This window comes from Nocardioides bruguierae (assembly GCF_023554635.1).
In the GTDB taxonomy this organism is placed as follows: domain Bacteria; phylum Actinomycetota; class Actinomycetes; order Propionibacteriales; family Nocardioidaceae; genus Nocardioides; species Nocardioides bruguierae.
The window spans coordinates 21,075-36,628 of record NZ_JAMJPH010000038.1 but is presented as its reverse complement, the minus strand read 5'-3'; the positions used below and the strand labels follow the sequence as shown (position 1 = coordinate 36,628).

The following is a 15,554-nucleotide window of genomic DNA, read 5'->3' as shown; positions in this document are numbered from 1 at the left end:
AGCGCGCCCGTGCGCCGAATCGGCCAAACCTGGGGGCGGCACCCAGAAATACCCCGCCCCGTTTCACCACCTGGGCATTCGCGGCAGCATCGCGCCCGCAGCCGGCGCCGCGCCAGACGTGAGCGACGGCGTGAGGGACGGCGTGACGGGGCCTACTGCGCCGGCGCCCGGTCCGGCGGGAAACCGCCGGTGGAGACCGGGCCCCAGGAGGTCGGCGAGATCCGCAGCAAGGTCTTGCCCTGGCGTCGCATGGCCTCGCGGTACTCGTCCCAGTCGGAGTGCTCCCCGGCGATGCAGCGGAAGTACTCCACCAGGCCGTCCTCGGCCTCCCGCGACGGCATGTCCAGCACCTCCGCGGTGCCGTCGACCTGCACGTACGCGTCGTTCCACTCCGCCCCGTGCACCATGACGCTGACCCGGGCGTCGCGCCGCAGGTTCACCGCCTTGGCCCGGTCCGGGTAGGTGGAGACGACGAGGTGCTCGCCGGAGACGCCGCCGGAGACCGGGGACATCTGCAGCCCGCCGTCCCGCTTGCGGGTCACCAGCGTCCAGTCGTGCTTGTCCCGCACGAAGTCGAGGAGGTCGGTCAGGTCCACGCGGGTGGTCGTCGCGATCGAGGCCATGACGCCACCGTACGCACGGCGGCGGCCGCGCGCCTCGTCCGGGCGGGCGGACGACAGCGGCGGGCGGCACGGGTGTGGACGGACCGCGCCGGTCGGCAGCCGGGCTCAGGCACCCGCCGCGCGACGCGCCTCCAGGCCGTCGAGCAGCACGGCCAGGCCGACGTCGAAGTGCGCGGCGAAGTCGTAGCCGGGCACCAGCACCTGCTCGCGGGCCAGCCCCGCGACGTGCGGGTAGGCCTCCCCCATCGCCGCCAGCATCGGCTCGGCCACGGCCGCGATCTCCGCGGCGGACCCCGGCCCCGCCTCCGTCGGCATCGGGAGCGTGGCCTGCTGGAGCGCGAAGCCGAACGTGAACGCGTCGAGCACCGCGAAGGCCAGCCCGGCGGTGGCGGTGTCGAAGCCGGCCGCGGCCAGGGTCGCGAGCACCGCCTCGTGGTGGCCGAGCAGCACCGGCCCGGGCGAGGTGCGGGTCTCGATCAGGTGCAGGCACCACGGGTGGCGGGTCATCGCCAGGCGCGTGGACGAGCAGCGCCCGGCCAGCTCGGTGCGCCAGTCGGCCCCGGCGGCGACGGCCTCGGCCGAGGGCAGCGCGATCTCGGCGACCACCCGCTCCACCAGGGCGTCGAGCACGGCCTCCTTGTTGGCCACGTGGTGGTAGAGCGACATCGGCTGGACGCCGACCCGGGCGGCCAGGGAGCGCATCGTCAGCGCCTCGACCCCCTCGGCGTCGGCCAGCGCGAGCGCCTCGTCCACCACCCGCTCCCGCGTCAGCGCCGGGCGCCGCCGGCCTGGACCACCCGCCGACCCCGCACCGTGCCCCGTTGACGCTGCCATGGCGCAACCGTACCTTACAACGTAAGTCTTACTTAGTAAGGTTCGGATCGGAGCAGGAGACCGCCATGACCACCACCGCCAACCCCGTGCCCGCCAACCCCGTGCCCGCCAACCCCGGGCCCGGCACCCGCCGTGCCACCGCACTGCCGTCGGCCCGGGTCGGCGCCCTCGTCGCCGGCACCGCCCTGCTCGTGATGACGGTGCTGGCGCCCGTCGGCGTCCTGCTGCTGGACCGCGGGCAGGCCGTGCCCGGCGGCCTGCTGTTCGCCCTGGTCGCCTGCCTCGACGTGACGATCGGCCTGGCGCTGCTCCCCCTCACGCTGCCCGCCGGGCGTCGGCTCGCGCTGGTCGCGGCGCTGGCCCGCGTCCTGGCCGGGCTGGCCCTGCTCGTGGCGGCGGGCTTCGCCGTCGCGGGACGGGTGGCGACGTTCCAGGACGTCTGGGACGTCTCGCTGCTGGTCTTCGGCGTGCACCTGCTGGCGCTCGGGTGGCTGCTGGCCCGCTCCGGGCCCGCCCCGGCCTGGGTCGGGTGGCTCGTCGCGCTCGCCGGCGCGGGGTACGCCGTGGACGCGGTGGCCGACGTCGTGGCCCTGCTCGGCGGCCCCGCAGGCGCGCCGACGATCAGCCTCGTCACGTTCGTCGGCGAGCTGGTGCTGATGGTCTGGCTGCTCGCGCGGGGCGGTCGCCCCGCCCCGTCCGCCTGAGGCCCACGCGCGCCCGATCGGCACGAATCGGCGCCTGGGGGTCGCGACACTAAGATGGCCGGGGCCAGGCGTGCGCGCCGGCCACTCCCCGAGGCCCACGCGTTCGAGCGGCGGGCCGCCACGAGCCTGGAAGCGACGCCTGAGAGCCATGTCCGAGATCAAGTCCGCCAACCTGCGCAACGTCGCCATCGTCGCGCACGTCGACCACGGCAAGACCACCCTCGTCGACGCCATGCTGCGGCAGGGCGGCGCGTTCAGCGAGCACCAGGCCGAGTCCGTCGCGGACCGCGTCATGGACTCCGGTGACCTCGAGCGCGAGAAGGGCATCACCATCCTCGCGAAGAACACCGCCATCCACTACAACGGTGCGTCCGCCCCCGAGGGCATGACGATCAACATCATCGACACCCCCGGCCACGCCGACTTCGGTGGCGAGGTCGAGCGCGGCCTGTCGATGGTGGACGGCATCGTGCTGCTGGTCGACGCCTCCGAGGGCCCGCTCCCCCAGACCCGCTTCGTGCTGCGCAAGGCGCTCAACGCCGACATGCCCGTCGTGCTGGTGATCAACAAGGTCGACCGCGGCGACGCCCGCATCGACGAGGTCACCGACGAGGTCTACGAGCTGTTCATGGACCTGCTCGACGACTCCCACAGCCAGGACGCGCTCGACTTCCCCGTCGTGTACGCCTCCGGCAAGGCCGGCATCGCCTCGACCGAGAAGCCCGAGAACGCGACGCTGCCCGACGGCGACAACCTCGAGCCGCTGTTCAAGACGATCCTCGAGACCATCCCCGCGCCGAAGTACACCGAGGGCGCCCCGCTCCAGGCCCACGTCACGAACCTGGACGCCTCCCCGTTCCTCGGCCGCCTCGCGCTGCTGCGCATCCACCAGGGCGAGCTGCGCAAGGGCCAGCAGGTCGCGTGGATGAAGACCGACGGCACCGTGAAGAACGTCAAGATCACCGAGCTGCTGATCACCGAGGGCCTGACCCGCGTGCCCGGTGAGTACGCCGGCCCCGGCGACATCGTCGCGATCGCGGGCATCCCCGACATCATGATCGGCGAGACCATCGCCGACGCCGAGAACCCGGTGGCCCTGCCCCGGATCACCGTCGACGAGCCGGCCATCTCGATGACCATCGGCACCAACACCTCGCCGCTGGTCGGCAAGGTCAAGGGCGCCAAGGTCACCGCCCGCATGGTCAAGGACCGCCTCGACACCGAGCTCATCGGCAACGTCTCGCTCCGCGTCCTGCCCACCGAGCGCCCCGACGCCTGGGAGGTCCAGGGCCGTGGCGAGCTGGCGCTGGCCATCCTGGTCGAGCAGATGCGCCGCGAGGGCTACGAGCTGACCGTCGGCAAGCCGCAGGTGGTCACCCAGGAGATCGACGGCAAGGTGCACGAGCCGCTCGAGCGCCTCACGGTGGACGCCCCCGAGGAGTTCCTCGGCACCATCACCGAGCTCCTCGCCACCCGCAAGGGCCGCATGGAGAACATGACCAACCACGGCACCGGCTGGATCCGGATGGAGTTCGTGGTGCCGGCGCGCGGCCTCATCGGCTTCCGCACCGACTTCCTCACCGAGACCCGCGGCACCGGCATGTCGTCCTCGATCTCCGACGGCTTCACTCCGTGGGCCGGCGAGATCCGCGCCCGCAACAACGGCTCCCTGGTCGCCGACCGCTCCGGTGCCGCCACCGCGCACGCGATGACCTCGCTCCAGGAGCGCGGCACGATGTTCGTCAAGCCCGGCACCGAGGTGTACGAGGGCATGATCGTCGGCGAGAACTCCCGCGCCGACGACATGGACGTCAACATCACCAAGGAGAAGCAGCAGACCAACATCCGCTCCGCCACGGCCGACAACTTCGAGAAGCTGACGCCCCCGCGCGACCTCTCGCTGGAGCAGTGCCTGGAGTTCTGCCGCGACGACGAGTGCGTCGAGGTCACCCCGGAGATGATCCGCATCCGCAAGGTCGTGCTCGACGCCAACGACCGCGCCAAGACCGCTGCCCGCGCCCGTCGCGCGGCCGCCGGTCGCTGAGCCTGCGGCTCACCTCACGCACCAAGCACCACGCACCAACGCCGGACGCCGGCGGGGCGCTCCCCCTCGAGGGAGGCTGCCCCGCCGGCGTCCGGCGATTTTCCGCCGAGTCGGCAGGTGGGCTCAGACGAGGTCGAGCATGCGGCGGCGACGGCCCTCGGCGGTCGGCTCGTAGGCCTGGGCGACCTCGCCGGTGCCGCGCAGCCGCACCTCGCCGTCCTCGTAGCCCGCGTACATCACCGCGCCGCGGCTCAGCCGGATGACCTGGCCGCGCTGGCTGACGGCCTCGACCTCGCCACCGGTGCACACGAGGATGCTGCGGCCGGTGACGGGCAGCAGCACGCCGTCGACGTCGGCCGGGGAGGTCTGCGTGACGGCCAGGCCGAACTCGCCGTCGCCGGGCTCGAACACGTCGGTGCTGGCCCCCACCAGCTCGGGCGAGACCCGGGCCAGGCGCGACATCTCGGCGTCCACACTGGCGACCACGGCCTCGGGCGCGAGGTGCTTGGGCGTGAGGCCGGCCCGCAGCACGTTGTCGGAGTTGACCATGACCTCCACGCACATGCCGGACAGGTGCGCGTGCAGGATGCCCGCCCCCAGGTAGGCGGCCTCGCCGGGCTGGAGCGTGAGCCGGTTGAGCAGCAGCGAGACGATGACGCCGACGTCGCCCGGGTAGTGGGGCGCGATCTCGGTGGCCGAGGCGTAGGCCCGCTTGATGTCGAGGCCCAGCGCCAGGCGCCCGTGGCACAGGGCGACGATCTCGTGCACCTCGTGCACGCTCGGCGGCGAGGTCAGCAGCCGCTCGAGCATGCGGACGATGCCGCGGAAGCCGGGCCGCTCCATGAGCTGCTCGCGCATCCCCTGCACCACCGGGTGGTCCAGCGGACCGAGGATGCGCAGGATCTCGGCGGTCGGCCGGAACCCCACGAGGGTGTCGAAGGTGGTCAGCGCGTAGACCATCTCCGGCTTGGGGTTGGCGTCCTTGTAGAGGCGCTCGGGGGAGTCGATCGGGATGCCCCGCGCCTCCTCCTCCTTGTAGCCCTGGCGGGCGAGGTCGGCGTTCGGGTGCACCTGGATGGACAGGGGCCGAGCCGCCGAGAGGATCTTCATCATGAACGGGATGTCGCCGGAGACGTCGCTCAGCGGGCGCCGCTCGTCCTCGACCTGGACCATGGCGGGCCCCAGCGGGTGGGTGCCCATCCAGACCTCCGCCATGGGGTGACCGGTCGCGGCACGGCCCAGGAACGAGGGGATGTCGTAGGCCGTCCCCCAGGCGTAGTCCTGCGAGGGGCAGTCGAGGAGATGCATGGCGCCCAACCTAGGCTGCGACCGTGCCTCACGGGCAACATGGCTCCCAGGTGACGCACGTCTCCTGGTCGTGAGGCGGACGGTCGCGCCCGGTGGTCCAGGGCACCCGGCCGATCAGGCGCCCGCGCGGCCCAGCAGGGTGTCGCGCCGCTGCGCCAGGCCGAGCAGCTCGGCGTCCGCGTCGCGGCGTGCGGCATCCAGGTCGCGGCGCACCTCGTCCACCTGGTGACGGCCGCGCCGGACCCGCTCGAGGGAGTCCTGGATGCGCCGGCGCACGTTCCAGTCGCTGATGATGTTGTCGAAGAAGACGTCGAAGACCTGCTGCCCGGGACTCACGCCGATGTGGCCGACCCCGACGCGGTCGACGTCCGCGAGCTCGCGGGCCAGGTGGGCCAGCGCCGCGTCGGCCTCGACGATGGCCCGCTGCGCGTCGTCCAGGCGGTTGTACTTCATCGCGTCGCCGATCATCCCGCCGCCGAAGAAGGTGTCGTAGCTCGACCAGCCGTGGGCGGAGTCGAGCCGGTCGTGGGCGTGGGCCAGCGCGCCGGCGGCGTGGCCGGCGGCCTCGGCGGCCTCGGCGAGCTCGCGCTGGCGGTCCTGGAGCGTGCCGACCTCCTCGGCCAGCGTGGCCAGGGCTCGCCCGGTCTCGTCGCCGCGCTCCACCAGCCACTGCTCCACCGCGACCCGCGCCCGCTCCAGCCGGGCCGGGCCACCGCGCAGCCGGTCCAGCCGGGTCCGCACGGCCTCGAGCTCGGCCTCGACGGCGCGCTGGTCGGCCAGCGCCCGGGCGGCCGCCACCTCCGCACGCTGCTGCTCGGCCCGCTCCCGCCGCAGGTCGTCGTCGTGCGTGCCGCGCAGCTGGGACCACAGGCGGCCGGCGCTGAGACCCTCCAGCACTGCCACGTCCGCCGTCTCGGCGGCGAGCACGGCCGTGGCCTCCTCGGTGCGACGCAGGGCCGCGTCCAGCTGTCGCACCGCGCGGCGCCGCCGCTCCTCCTGCCGCACGCCCTCGGCGACCTGCTCCCGCGCGGCGCCCAGCTCGGCGAGCAGGTCGGCAGGCACGTCGTCCGGGACGTCGGCGGGCGCATCCGGGCCGGCGGTCGTCGTGGGAGGGGGCGGTGCATCGCTCACCGGCCCACCGTGACACAGAAGTCCTGACGGCTGCGTCCCCCGACCGGGAGGTACTCGAACCAGGACGTGGGCTGAGCCCAGCAACAGGCGGGAGCGTCACACCCTCCCGGACGTCCACGCCCGGGTCGGACGAGCCGGACCAGACCGGTACGGAAGACGGTGCACCCTTGTCCACCGATCCGTGACTTCGGCAGCGCAGGGGTCGGGCGCGGGAGATGATGCGGCCGTGCCAGCCGTCGCCCGACTCACCTCGCAGCTCGCGAGGCGTGCCCCGTGGATCGTCATCGGTCTCGTGGCGCTGGCGACCTGGCTGATCTCGATCGAGCCGCAGCTGGTCATTGGCGAGAACCGCGGCTTCCTGCCGGCGTTCCTGGCCGCGATCGTGCTCTGCGACGCGCTGACCGGCGTCGTCCTCGTGGCCCTCTACGCCACCGGCGGCAGCCCGCGGCTGCTGGCGCTGTCGTGGGCGTACGCGTACTCCAGCACCGTCGTGACCGTGCACGCGCTGGTCTTCCCCGGCGTGTTCACCGACGGCGACCTGCTCGGCGCGGTCGCCAGCTCGGCGCCGTGGCTGTGGACCGCCTGGCACGTCGGCTTCCCGGCCCTGCTCACCATCGGCCTCGTGCCGTGGCCCGACGGGTTCGCGCGGCTCATGTCGGGCCACCGCCGCACCACCGCGGTCACCTCGCACCTGCTCGTCCTGGGCGGCGCCCTCGCCGTGGCCGCGGCCGCCACGCTGTTCTCCCACCACCTGCCGACGATCATGGTCGACGGCAGCTACGCCACGCTCACCCACGTCTACGGCCCGGCGATCCTGGCGCTCCAGGTGGGCGCCGTGATCGCCGCCCTCCAGCGCGCCCGGGTCGGCTCGGGCCTGGAGACGTGGGCCCTCGTCGCGGTCGTGGCCAGCGCCTGCGACGCCTCGCTGGTGATCCTCGCCGAGGGCCGCTGGACGCTCGGCTGGTACGGCGCCCGGGCCCTGACGCTGCTGGCCGCCGTCGTCGTCCTCGTCTCCCTGCTCACCGAGGCCATCCGCGCCCAGCAGCGCATCCGCACCGACACCGAGCGCCTGCGCGCCCACAACGCCGAGCTGCGCGAGGCGCAGGGCCTGCGCGACCACATGATCGCGGTCGTCACCCACGACATGCGCACCCCCATCGGCGGCCTCACCGGCTACCTCGAGCTCATGGACGACGGCGACCTCGGCGACCTCCCACGGGCGGCCGAGAAGGCGGTGCACCGCAGCCAGGTGCTCGCCCGCCGGCTCTCGCTGCTCACCGAGGACCTGCTCATGGTCGCCACCGGGGCCGGCGCGAACCTGAGCATCGACCCCCGCGAGGTCGACCTGCTGGCCGAGGCCCGCGCGGCCGCGGCCGGGTTCCCCGACCGCGACATCCGTGTGACCGAGCCGCCGGCCCTGGTCACGGGAGAGCGGCCCGTCCGCGTGCGCGCCGACCCGCTCCGCCTCCAGCAGGTGCTCGAGAACCTGCTGATCAACGCGTTCAAGTACGGCGAGCCGCCGGTGGTGATCACGGTGCGCGCGGAGGGCGACGACGGCGTCATCGAGGTCGCCGACCACGGCCCCGGCGTCCCGGAGGAGTTCGTGCCGCGCCTCTTCGACCGCTACAGCCGCGCCACCGGCGTCACGGCCAACGGCTCGGGCCTCGGCCTCTCGGTCGTCGCGGACATCGTCGCCGCCCACCACGGCAGCGTCGGCTACGTGCTGGAGCGCAAGGCGTTCGCGATCCGGCTGCCGCTGGCGCAGCCGCTGCTGGGGGCGCCCGCCTCGCCTGCCACGGAGGCGTCGGTGCCGTCCGTGCCGGCCGGCGCCACGGTCGAGCCGCGCACGGTGAGCGTCCCGGTGGCAGCACCCACAGCGACACCGGCGGCAACACCGGCGGCAACACCGGCGGCAACGCCCACCGTCGTCCCGGGAGTGGAAGCAGCCCTCGTCGAGGACTGAACCGCGTGCACGCGGGCCCGCGGCACGCCATGATGCTCGCGTGCGTCCCCCCGCTGCACACACCTCCCCCCGCGCGTCCGGAGCCGTCGCCCTCCCCACGACGGCTCCCCCGGCACGCTCCGTGAGCGCGCTCGCGCCCTGGTGCGTGGTGGCCGCGCTCGCCGTCATCACGGTGGTCGTCCTCGTGCAGGCCCAGACCCCGCTGCCGGTGAACACGGGCTTCCTGCCCGGCTTCCTGGTGGCGGTCGTGGTCAGCGACGCGATGACGGGCCTCGTCCTCCTCGCCCTGTACGTCACCGGCGACAGCCCGCGGTTCCTGGCCCTGTCCTGGGCCTACGTGTGGACCAGCGCGATCGTCACCCTGCACGCCCTCGTCTTCCCCGACGTGTTCACCCCGGCCGGGTTCGCCGGCTCCACCCCCGACAGCGCCCCGTGGCTGTGGGTCGCCTGGCACGTCGGCTTCGCGGTGCTCCTGGTGCCCGGCCTGCTGCCCTGGCCGGCGCGGGTCACGCGGGCCCTGGGCGGGCGGCACCGGGTGCGGGCCGCGCTCGTCAGCCACGGCGTCGTCCTCGTCCTGGTGCTGCTCGTGGGGCTGGCCACCACCGTCGGCGCCGCGCGGGTGCTGCCGCCGATCCTCGAGGACGGCAGCTACGCGCGCCTGACCACCGTCTACGGCCCCTGTATCCTCGGCGTGCAGGCCGTGGCGCTCGTCGCGGCGTTCGTCAGCGTGCTCAGCGCCCACCGGGCCGGTGTCGAGCGGTGGGCCCTCGTCGCGCTCGCGGGCTCGGCGGCCGACGCGTTCGTGGTGCTGATCGCCCAGGGCCGCTGGACGGTCGGCTGGTACGGCGCCCGGATCATGGCGCTGACCGCGTCCTTCGTGGTGCTGGTCGCGCTGGGCGCCGAGGCCATCCGGGCCGCCCGCCGCGTCCGCGCCTACGCCGAGCGGCTGGTCGAGCGCAACGCCGCGCTCAAGGAGGTGCAGGAGGAGCGCGACCACGTGGTCGCCGTCATCAGCCACGACCTGCGCTCCCCGCTCAGCGGCGTGATCGGCTACCTGGAGCTGCTCGACTCCGGTGAGCTGGGGAGGCTGGAGCCGGACGCCCACCGCGCCGTCCGCGCCGCCCGCGACCTCGTCACCCGGATCACCCTGCTCGCCGACGACCTCGGCACCGCCACCGCCTCGGGCGCGGGCCGGCTGCCGGTGACCACCGCCCCGCTCGACCTCGCCGACGAGGTCTACGCCGCCGTCGCCGGGTTCCCCGACCTCGAGGTGCGCGTCGACACCCGCGCGCAGCCCACCGTCACCGCCGACCCGCTGCGGGTGCAGCAGGTGCTCGCCAACCTGCTGGGCAACGCCGCCAAGTACGGCGATGCGCCCGTGCGGGTCCTGGTCGACGCGGACGCCGGCGAGGCGCTGGTCAGCGTCAGCGACGCCGGCCCCGGCGTGCCCGACTCGTTCGTGCCGCTGCTCTTCGACCGCTACTCGCGCGCGCCCGGCGTCCAGGCACCCGGCACCGGCCTGGGGCTCTCCGTGGTGCACGACATCGTCGAGGCCCACCACGGCACCGTGGCCTACGTGCCCGAGCGCAACGCGTTCGAGGTGCGGCTGCCGCTGGCGACCGGCTGGTCGCTCGGCTGAGCCGTCACCCGGCGCCGGGGCAGGCGGTTCAGGCCCCGAACACCGGCGGACGACGGCCCGTGAACGCCTCGACGCCCTCGGCGAAGTCGGGGCCGGTGTAGACGGCCAGCAGCCGCTCGTGGTCGTCGGCGGGCGCGGCCTCGAGGCGATGGGCCCGGTCGAGCAGCTGCTCCTTGGTCGCCCGGACCGTCACCATGCTCGCCGTCTCCAGCCCGGCGAGGAGGGAGTCGAGGGCCACGTCCAGGGCGGGGCCGTCGTCCACCACCTCCATCACCGCGCCCACCGCGTGCGCGCGGGCGGCGTCGACGAGCCGGGAGGCCAGCAGCATCTCGCGGGTCAGCGGCTCGCCGAACACGCCGGCGCAGCGGTGCACCACCGGCGCGGCCAGCGCGTTGCCGAGCGTGCGGGCGATCGGGTAGCCGAACCGGGAGCCGGCGGTGGCCAGCCGCAGGTCGCAGTGGGTGGCCACGGCGAGCCCGCCGCCCACGCAGACCCCGTCGACGGCCGCGACCGTCACCACGGGGGCGGCCAGGAGGGCCTCGAGCATCGCCCGGATCTCCTCCTCGTAGGCCACGGCCTCGTCGCCGTGCTCGCCGGTGCGGCCGAGGAAGTCGGCGATGTCGTTGCCGGCCGCGAACGCCTTGCCGCCCGCCCCGCGCAGCACCAGCGCCCGCACCCCGTCGGCGTCGGCCGCGAGCCCCTCGCACAGCGTGCGCAGCCCGGCGTACATCTCCCGGGTGAACGCGTTGCGGCGGTGCGGCCGGTCGAAGGTCACGTGCAGGGCGGAGCCGCGGCGCTCCACCGTCATGTCGGGCCGGGGCTCATCGGGGCGCTCGGTCATGCCCGCAACCTAGCGGCGCTACCAGGCGGGCGTCGTCTGCCCGGGGTTCCGCTCGCCGCGCTGCACGTACTGCTGCCGGATGCGTTCGCCCTGTTCGACCCGCTCGTCCAGCTCGACGCGCAGCCGCTGGTCGCTGCGCTCGCGCTCGTCGGGCTCGGTCTCGTCGTCCTCCTCGCCCTCGTCGTCCCCGTCGGTCTCGGTGTCGGAGTCGGCGAGCAGGGAGGTCAGCCGGGCGGCCACGGCGTCGACGTCGGCGCGCACCGCCGCGGTCGCGGCCCGGCGCGGGTCGTCGTCCTCGAGGCAGGGGGCGAGCGCGGCGAGGCCGGCGGTCCACGCCTCGCGGGTCGCGACCGCCTCCTGGGCCAGCGCCAGGTCCAGGCGGACGCGGCACGCGTACCGCGTCGGCGGACCGGCGGCCAGCGAGCGCTGCAGCAGCCGCACCGCCGCGCCGGCGTCCCCCGAGGCGAGGGCCGCGACGCCCGTGTCGTGGGGCGCCACCCAGCCGACCGCACCCTCGACGCCCGCCCGGGCCAGCACCGAGGACAGCGCCTGCTCCAGCGGGGTGTCGTTCAGCGCGGCCGCGGCCCGCGCGTCGGCGTAGCGGCCGTCGGCGAACGCCTCGGCCGCCCGGTGGTCGGCCCAGGCCACGAGCACCAGCCGACCGGCGAGCAGCAGGGCCAGCAGCACCGGCAGCGCGCCGAGCAGGAGCAGCCGGCGGCGGGTGCGGGCTCGGGACCGGGTGCGGGCGGGTGTCGGGGCGGACGTCATGGCGCGTCCCCCGTCCGGTCGAGCGCGCGGCGGGTGCCGCGCAGGACCTCGGGCAGGGCGAGCAGCGCGACGGCCAGCGCCCACCACCACAGCGTGCCGCGGCCGGGCGTGCCGGCGTCGGGGTCGCCGATCGCCTCGGCGGCCAGCGCGGTGGCCAGGTCGGGCATGCCGGCGAGGGTGGTGCGGTGCTCGACGGTGCCGTCGAGGGCGTCGGCCACGGCGTCGAGGACGTCCGGGTCGTAGCGGGTGACGGCGGCCTGACCGGTGGCCGGGTCGATCAGCGGGGCGGCGGGTGCCGCCCGGTCGGTGGTGGCGTCGGTGCCCGCGTCGGTGCCGGCGTCGGGGCTGGAGCCGAGCGGCGGCACGCGGCCGGCGTCCGCGGGCATGGTGGCGCCCTCGCGGGTGCCGTAGCCCAGCACGAGCGCGGCGTCGACGTCGTCGGCGAGCGCCGCCCAGGCCTCCCCGGTGCCGCGGGCGGTGGCCGCGGGGGCGGTCTGCTCGCCGTCGCTGAGCAGCACCACGGCCGTGCGGGCGGGCTCCTCGCCGGTGGCGGGGGCGCGGGCGAGCAGGTCGGCCACGAGGTCGGTGCCGGTGGCGAGGGTGGAGCCGGTGCCGGAGAACGGCTCCTCGACGAGCACCTGGTCGAGCTGGCGCTGCAGGCCCTCGGCGTCGGTGGTGAACGGCGCCCGCAGGGTCGCCTCCTCCCCCACGGTCACCACGGCCACCCGCACGCCGGGCAGCGCGGCGGCCAGCGCCTCGACGTCGGCGAGCGCGGCGGCCACGCGTGTCTGGCCGTCGGCACTGTCGTCGGAAGGGGCGGCGTCCGCGGCCGCCATCGAGGTCGTGCGGTCGAGCACCACCACGACGTCCAGCTCCAGCGGGTCCGCGGGCGGCACGGCGTCACGCTGCCCGAGGCCGAGCGCGAGCCCCAGCACCGCCGCGGCCAGCAGCAGCCGCCGCACGATCAGCATCGCCGTCCTCATCGACCGCTCCCGCCGTCCTCGGGAGCGCCGGGCCTGCCACGCAGCCCACTCACCACCGCCTGCACCAGGACGAGGAGCAGCAGCGCGCCCCCGGCCCCGACCGCCACGGCGCGGCCCGGCCCGGGCTCGTCGCGGCGCACCTGCTGGGTCAGGCCCGGTGAGCGGGAGGCCTCCAGGGCGTCGACCCGCTCGACGATCTCGGCGGTCCGCGCAGCACCGTCGGTGCCCGGGGCGCCCGTGACGGCGAGGAACCCGCCGGTCGCCCGCACGGCTGCGTCCATCTCCGCGAGCGCGGCGGCGTTCCGCGGTCGCTCGAGGGACGGCGCCCCGACGCCGTAGACCACCAGGCCGTCGTCCGCCGCGACCTGGGCCGCCGCCGGCAGCGTGTAGACGCCGGTGCCGAGCGGGTCGTTGTCGCTGGCCAGCAGCACGGCGCGGGAGCGGCGCTCGTCGAGCCGGTCGAAGGAGCGGGCGCACGAGACGAGGCCGTCGCCGATGAGCGAGGCGACCCGCTGCGGCAGGTCGATGCCGGCCACGTAGCGGTAGCTGCCCTTGTCGAACGCCTCCTGCGCGCGGGCGAGCTCGTCGGTGACGGCGGTGAGGTCGTCGGTCAGCGGCAGCACGTGCACCGCGGCGCCCGACCACAGTGTGAGGCCCACCCGGTCGCCCGGGCGCAGCCCGGCCACCACCTCGCGGATCGCGTCCAGCACGAGCACGTTGTCGTCCCACATCGACCCCGAGGAGTCCAGGCAGATCATCAGGTCGCGGCCGATCGCCTCGCCCGGCTCGGTCTCCGTGACGCCCGGGCGGCCGGCGACCCAGCCCGCCGCGAGCACCGTGACCAGCGCCAGCACGGCCGTCACCGCACCCACGGCCCGGCGCCGCCGGCGCAGCGACCGGTACCGCGGCAGCGTCCGCAGCCGCGCGGCCCGCCGCGAGACCAGCGCGCCCTCGGGGGCGCGGCGGGCCGCGCCGCGCAGCCCGAGCACCACGGCCACCAGCACGGCCAGCACCGCGAGCAGCAGGACGCCGGCGGCCAGGTGCGGCCAGAGCAACCACCGGCCCGCCCAACGCTCGAGGGCGTCGGGCAGCAGCGGACCCGTGACCGGCGCCAGCCAGCCGTCGAGGCGGGTCAGCAGGGCGTCCCCGTCGACGGCACGGGTGACGGGGCCGCCGCCGGGACCAGCACCCGCGGTCATGGGTCCGGCGCTCACGGGTGCAGCCCCCGCACGACACGCTCGGCCCGGGCGCGGACGTCGGCGGCCGCGACCCCGGCGGTGGCGGACTCGGCGGTGGCGGACTCGGCGGTGGCGGACTCGGCGGTGGCGGACTCGGCGGCGGCGGGCGCGAACTCGGGGTCCTGGAGGTCCGCGACGAGGGCGGCGGCCTCGGCCAGCCGGGGGTCGTCGGCGGCCGCGGCGGCCAGCCGCTCGGCCGTCATCGCCTCGACCGGCAGCCCGGTCACGGTGGCCGCGAAGGCGCGGACGATGCCGCTGGCCCGGTGCGCCGCCCCGCGCGGGTCGGCGCCGGGCTCGATCGTCGCGAGCCCGGCCAGCGCCGCGAAGCGACTGGTCTCCACCAGCCGACCATGGTCGGCGCGCCGACGCCGGGGCGGGCGGCCGTCGTCCTCGGACCCGCGGCGGCGGGTGGCCAGGAGCACCACGAGGACGTAGCCGACCGCGAGCACGACCAGCGCCGCTGCCAGCCACAGCCAGCGGGGGTCGTGGCCGATCGGGCCGCGCAGCTCGGCGGGCAGGTCAGCGACGCGCACGGCGGCTCCGCTCGATCACGGCGAGCACGGCGCGCGGCACGTCGACGCCGGCGGCGAGGTCGAGGTGGGCGTGCGCGGCGCCGGCGCGGGTGCAGACGGCGGCCAGCGCGGCGACGCAGGCGGCCTCGGCCTCGGCGGACTCGCGGGCCAGTCGCGCGTCCGTGCGGGTCCAGCGGGGCAGGAGCCGCGCCCCGCCCCGCCCCCGAGAACCGGCACGAGAACCGGCACGAGAACCGGCCCGAGCACCAGCAGGCGCGGCCGTCCCGGCCAGGGTCGGGTCCGCGTCCCCGACCGAGAGCACCAGCACCTCGTGCTGCGCCTGGAGCCGCCGGATCGCGGGCGCCAGCGCCGCGGCCCCGGCCGGGTCGGCGGGCGCGTCGACGACGAGCAGGAGGAGCGTGCGGCGCCGGACCGTGCGCCGCACGTGGTCGAGCAGCCCGGGCACGTCGGCCGGCGCGGTCGACGGTGCGTCGTGGACGGCGGCCAGGCACCGCTCCAGGTGCAGCTCGCCGGGGCGGGCCGGCAGCCCGGAGATCCCGGCGGCGTCGCCGTGCACCAGCCCCACCGCGTCCCCGTGCCGCACGGCGAGCCAGCCCACGGTGCCCGCGGCGAGCACGGCGACCTCGCGGCGGGTGACCGGGCCGGTGGGGCCGAGGCCCGCGTGCGCGTCGAGGTCGCTGCCGGTGGCGACGGCGAGCAGCACGGTGTGGCGCCGCTGGGCGACGTACCGCTTGACCAGCAGCTGGCCCGAGCGGGCAGACGCGCGCCAGTCGAGGTCGGCGACGTCGTCACCCGGCACGTACTCGCGCAGGTCGGCCAGCTCGGGCCCGCGGCCGGTGGCCACCGAGGCGTACTCGCCGTCCAGCAGCCCGCGCACCCGGCGGTGCGCCGGCAGCGCGAGGTGGCTGCGCACCCGCTGGACGTGACCCATGCGTGTCGGCTGCC

The 15,554-nt window shown here is 75.7% G+C and carries 14 protein-coding genes; 4 read left to right on the top strand and 10 right to left on the bottom strand.

Going from position 1 to position 15,554, the window contains the following annotated elements; translation table 11 throughout:
* Positions 1-152: 152 nt before the first annotated feature.
* Together M8316_RS19685 and M8316_RS19680 are read right to left on the bottom strand one after the other, a co-directional pair.
* Complete coding sequence (locus M8316_RS19685) at positions 153-623, bottom strand: PPOX class F420-dependent oxidoreductase (protein WP_250057565.1); 471 nt, start codon at positions 621-623, stop codon at positions 153-155.
* 105 nt (positions 624-728) lie between these two features.
* Positions 729-1,376: a TetR/AcrR family transcriptional regulator gene (locus tag M8316_RS19680; protein ID WP_250057563.1), complete on the bottom strand. Its 648-nt coding sequence runs from the start codon at positions 1,374-1,376 to the stop codon at positions 729-731.
* A 146-nt stretch (positions 1,377-1,522) separates the two neighbouring features.
* On the opposite strand from M8316_RS19680, the gene M8316_RS19675 reads away from it, so the two are divergent.
* Both M8316_RS19675 and typA read left to right on the top strand, forming a co-directional pair.
* Positions 1,523-2,161, top strand: a complete 639-nt coding sequence (locus tag M8316_RS19675) for a DUF4386 family protein (protein WP_250057561.1) — start codon at positions 1,523-1,525, stop codon at positions 2,159-2,161.
* Positions 2,162-2,309: 148 nt separating this feature from the next.
* The gene (gene typA / locus M8316_RS19670) at positions 2,310-4,205 is read left to right on the top strand and encodes a translational GTPase TypA (RefSeq protein WP_250057559.1); all 1,896 of its coding nucleotides are present in this window, start codon (positions 2,310-2,312) and stop codon (positions 4,203-4,205) included.
* A 123-nt stretch (positions 4,206-4,328) separates the two neighbouring features.
* On the opposite strand, the gene manA is transcribed toward typA, so the two are convergent.
* Positions 4,329-5,513, bottom strand: coding sequence for a mannose-6-phosphate isomerase, class I (gene manA, locus M8316_RS19665; RefSeq protein ID WP_250057557.1), 1,185 nt, complete (start codon positions 5,511-5,513; stop codon positions 4,329-4,331).
* A gap of 114 nt (positions 5,514-5,627) precedes the next feature.
* Positions 5,628-6,644: a hypothetical protein gene (locus tag M8316_RS19660; protein ID WP_250057555.1), complete on the bottom strand. Its 1,017-nt coding sequence runs from the start codon at positions 6,642-6,644 to the stop codon at positions 5,628-5,630.
* 226 nt (positions 6,645-6,870) lie between these two features.
* On the opposite strand from M8316_RS19660, the gene M8316_RS19655 reads away from it, so the two are divergent.
* Together M8316_RS19655 and M8316_RS19650 are read left to right on the top strand one after the other, a co-directional pair.
* Positions 6,871-8,607 (top strand): sensor histidine kinase, encoded by a 1,737-nt coding sequence (locus M8316_RS19655; RefSeq protein ID WP_250057553.1) that lies wholly within the window; start codon positions 6,871-6,873, stop codon positions 8,605-8,607.
* A 121-nt stretch (positions 8,608-8,728) separates the two neighbouring features.
* Entirely contained in the window at positions 8,729-10,246 is a 1,518-nt protein-coding gene (locus tag M8316_RS19650) for a sensor histidine kinase (RefSeq protein ID WP_250057551.1), read from the top strand.
* 28 nt (positions 10,247-10,274) lie between these two features.
* Here the strand turns inward: M8316_RS19650 and M8316_RS19645 are convergent, their stop codons facing one another.
* Genes M8316_RS19645 through M8316_RS19620 form a run of 6 tightly spaced genes read right to left on the bottom strand, consistent with a single transcriptional unit; the run spans position 10,275 to position 15,540 of the window.
* Positions 10,275-11,087 (bottom strand): enoyl-CoA hydratase-related protein, encoded by an 813-nt coding sequence (locus M8316_RS19645; protein ID WP_250057549.1) that lies wholly within the window; start codon positions 11,085-11,087, stop codon positions 10,275-10,277.
* 18 nt (positions 11,088-11,105) lie between these two features.
* Positions 11,106-11,855 carry a hypothetical protein gene (locus M8316_RS19640; protein WP_250057547.1) on the bottom strand — a complete coding sequence of 250 codons (750 nt, stop codon included), beginning with the start codon at positions 11,853-11,855 and terminating at the stop codon, positions 11,106-11,108.
* The gene (locus M8316_RS19635) at positions 11,852-12,826 is read right to left on the bottom strand and encodes a vWA domain-containing protein (protein ID WP_250057545.1); all 975 of its coding nucleotides are present in this window, start codon (positions 12,824-12,826) and stop codon (positions 11,852-11,854) included. Before M8316_RS19635 ends, M8316_RS19640 begins: the two co-directional genes overlap by 4 nt.
* A gap of 8 nt (positions 12,827-12,834) precedes the next feature.
* The gene (locus M8316_RS21255; RefSeq protein ID WP_250057543.1) at positions 12,835-14,052 is read right to left on the bottom strand and encodes a VWA domain-containing protein; all 1,218 of its coding nucleotides are present in this window, start codon (positions 14,050-14,052) and stop codon (positions 12,835-12,837) included.
* Positions 14,049-14,609: a hypothetical protein gene (locus tag M8316_RS19625; protein WP_250057542.1), complete on the bottom strand. Its 561-nt coding sequence runs from the start codon at positions 14,607-14,609 to the stop codon at positions 14,049-14,051. The genes M8316_RS21255 and M8316_RS19625 overlap by 4 nt, the downstream gene beginning before the upstream one ends.
* Positions 14,596-15,540 (bottom strand): DUF58 domain-containing protein, encoded by a 945-nt coding sequence (locus M8316_RS19620; RefSeq protein ID WP_250057540.1) that lies wholly within the window; start codon positions 15,538-15,540, stop codon positions 14,596-14,598. Before M8316_RS19620 ends, M8316_RS19625 begins: the two co-directional genes overlap by 14 nt.
* Positions 15,541-15,554 lie beyond the last annotated feature (14 nt).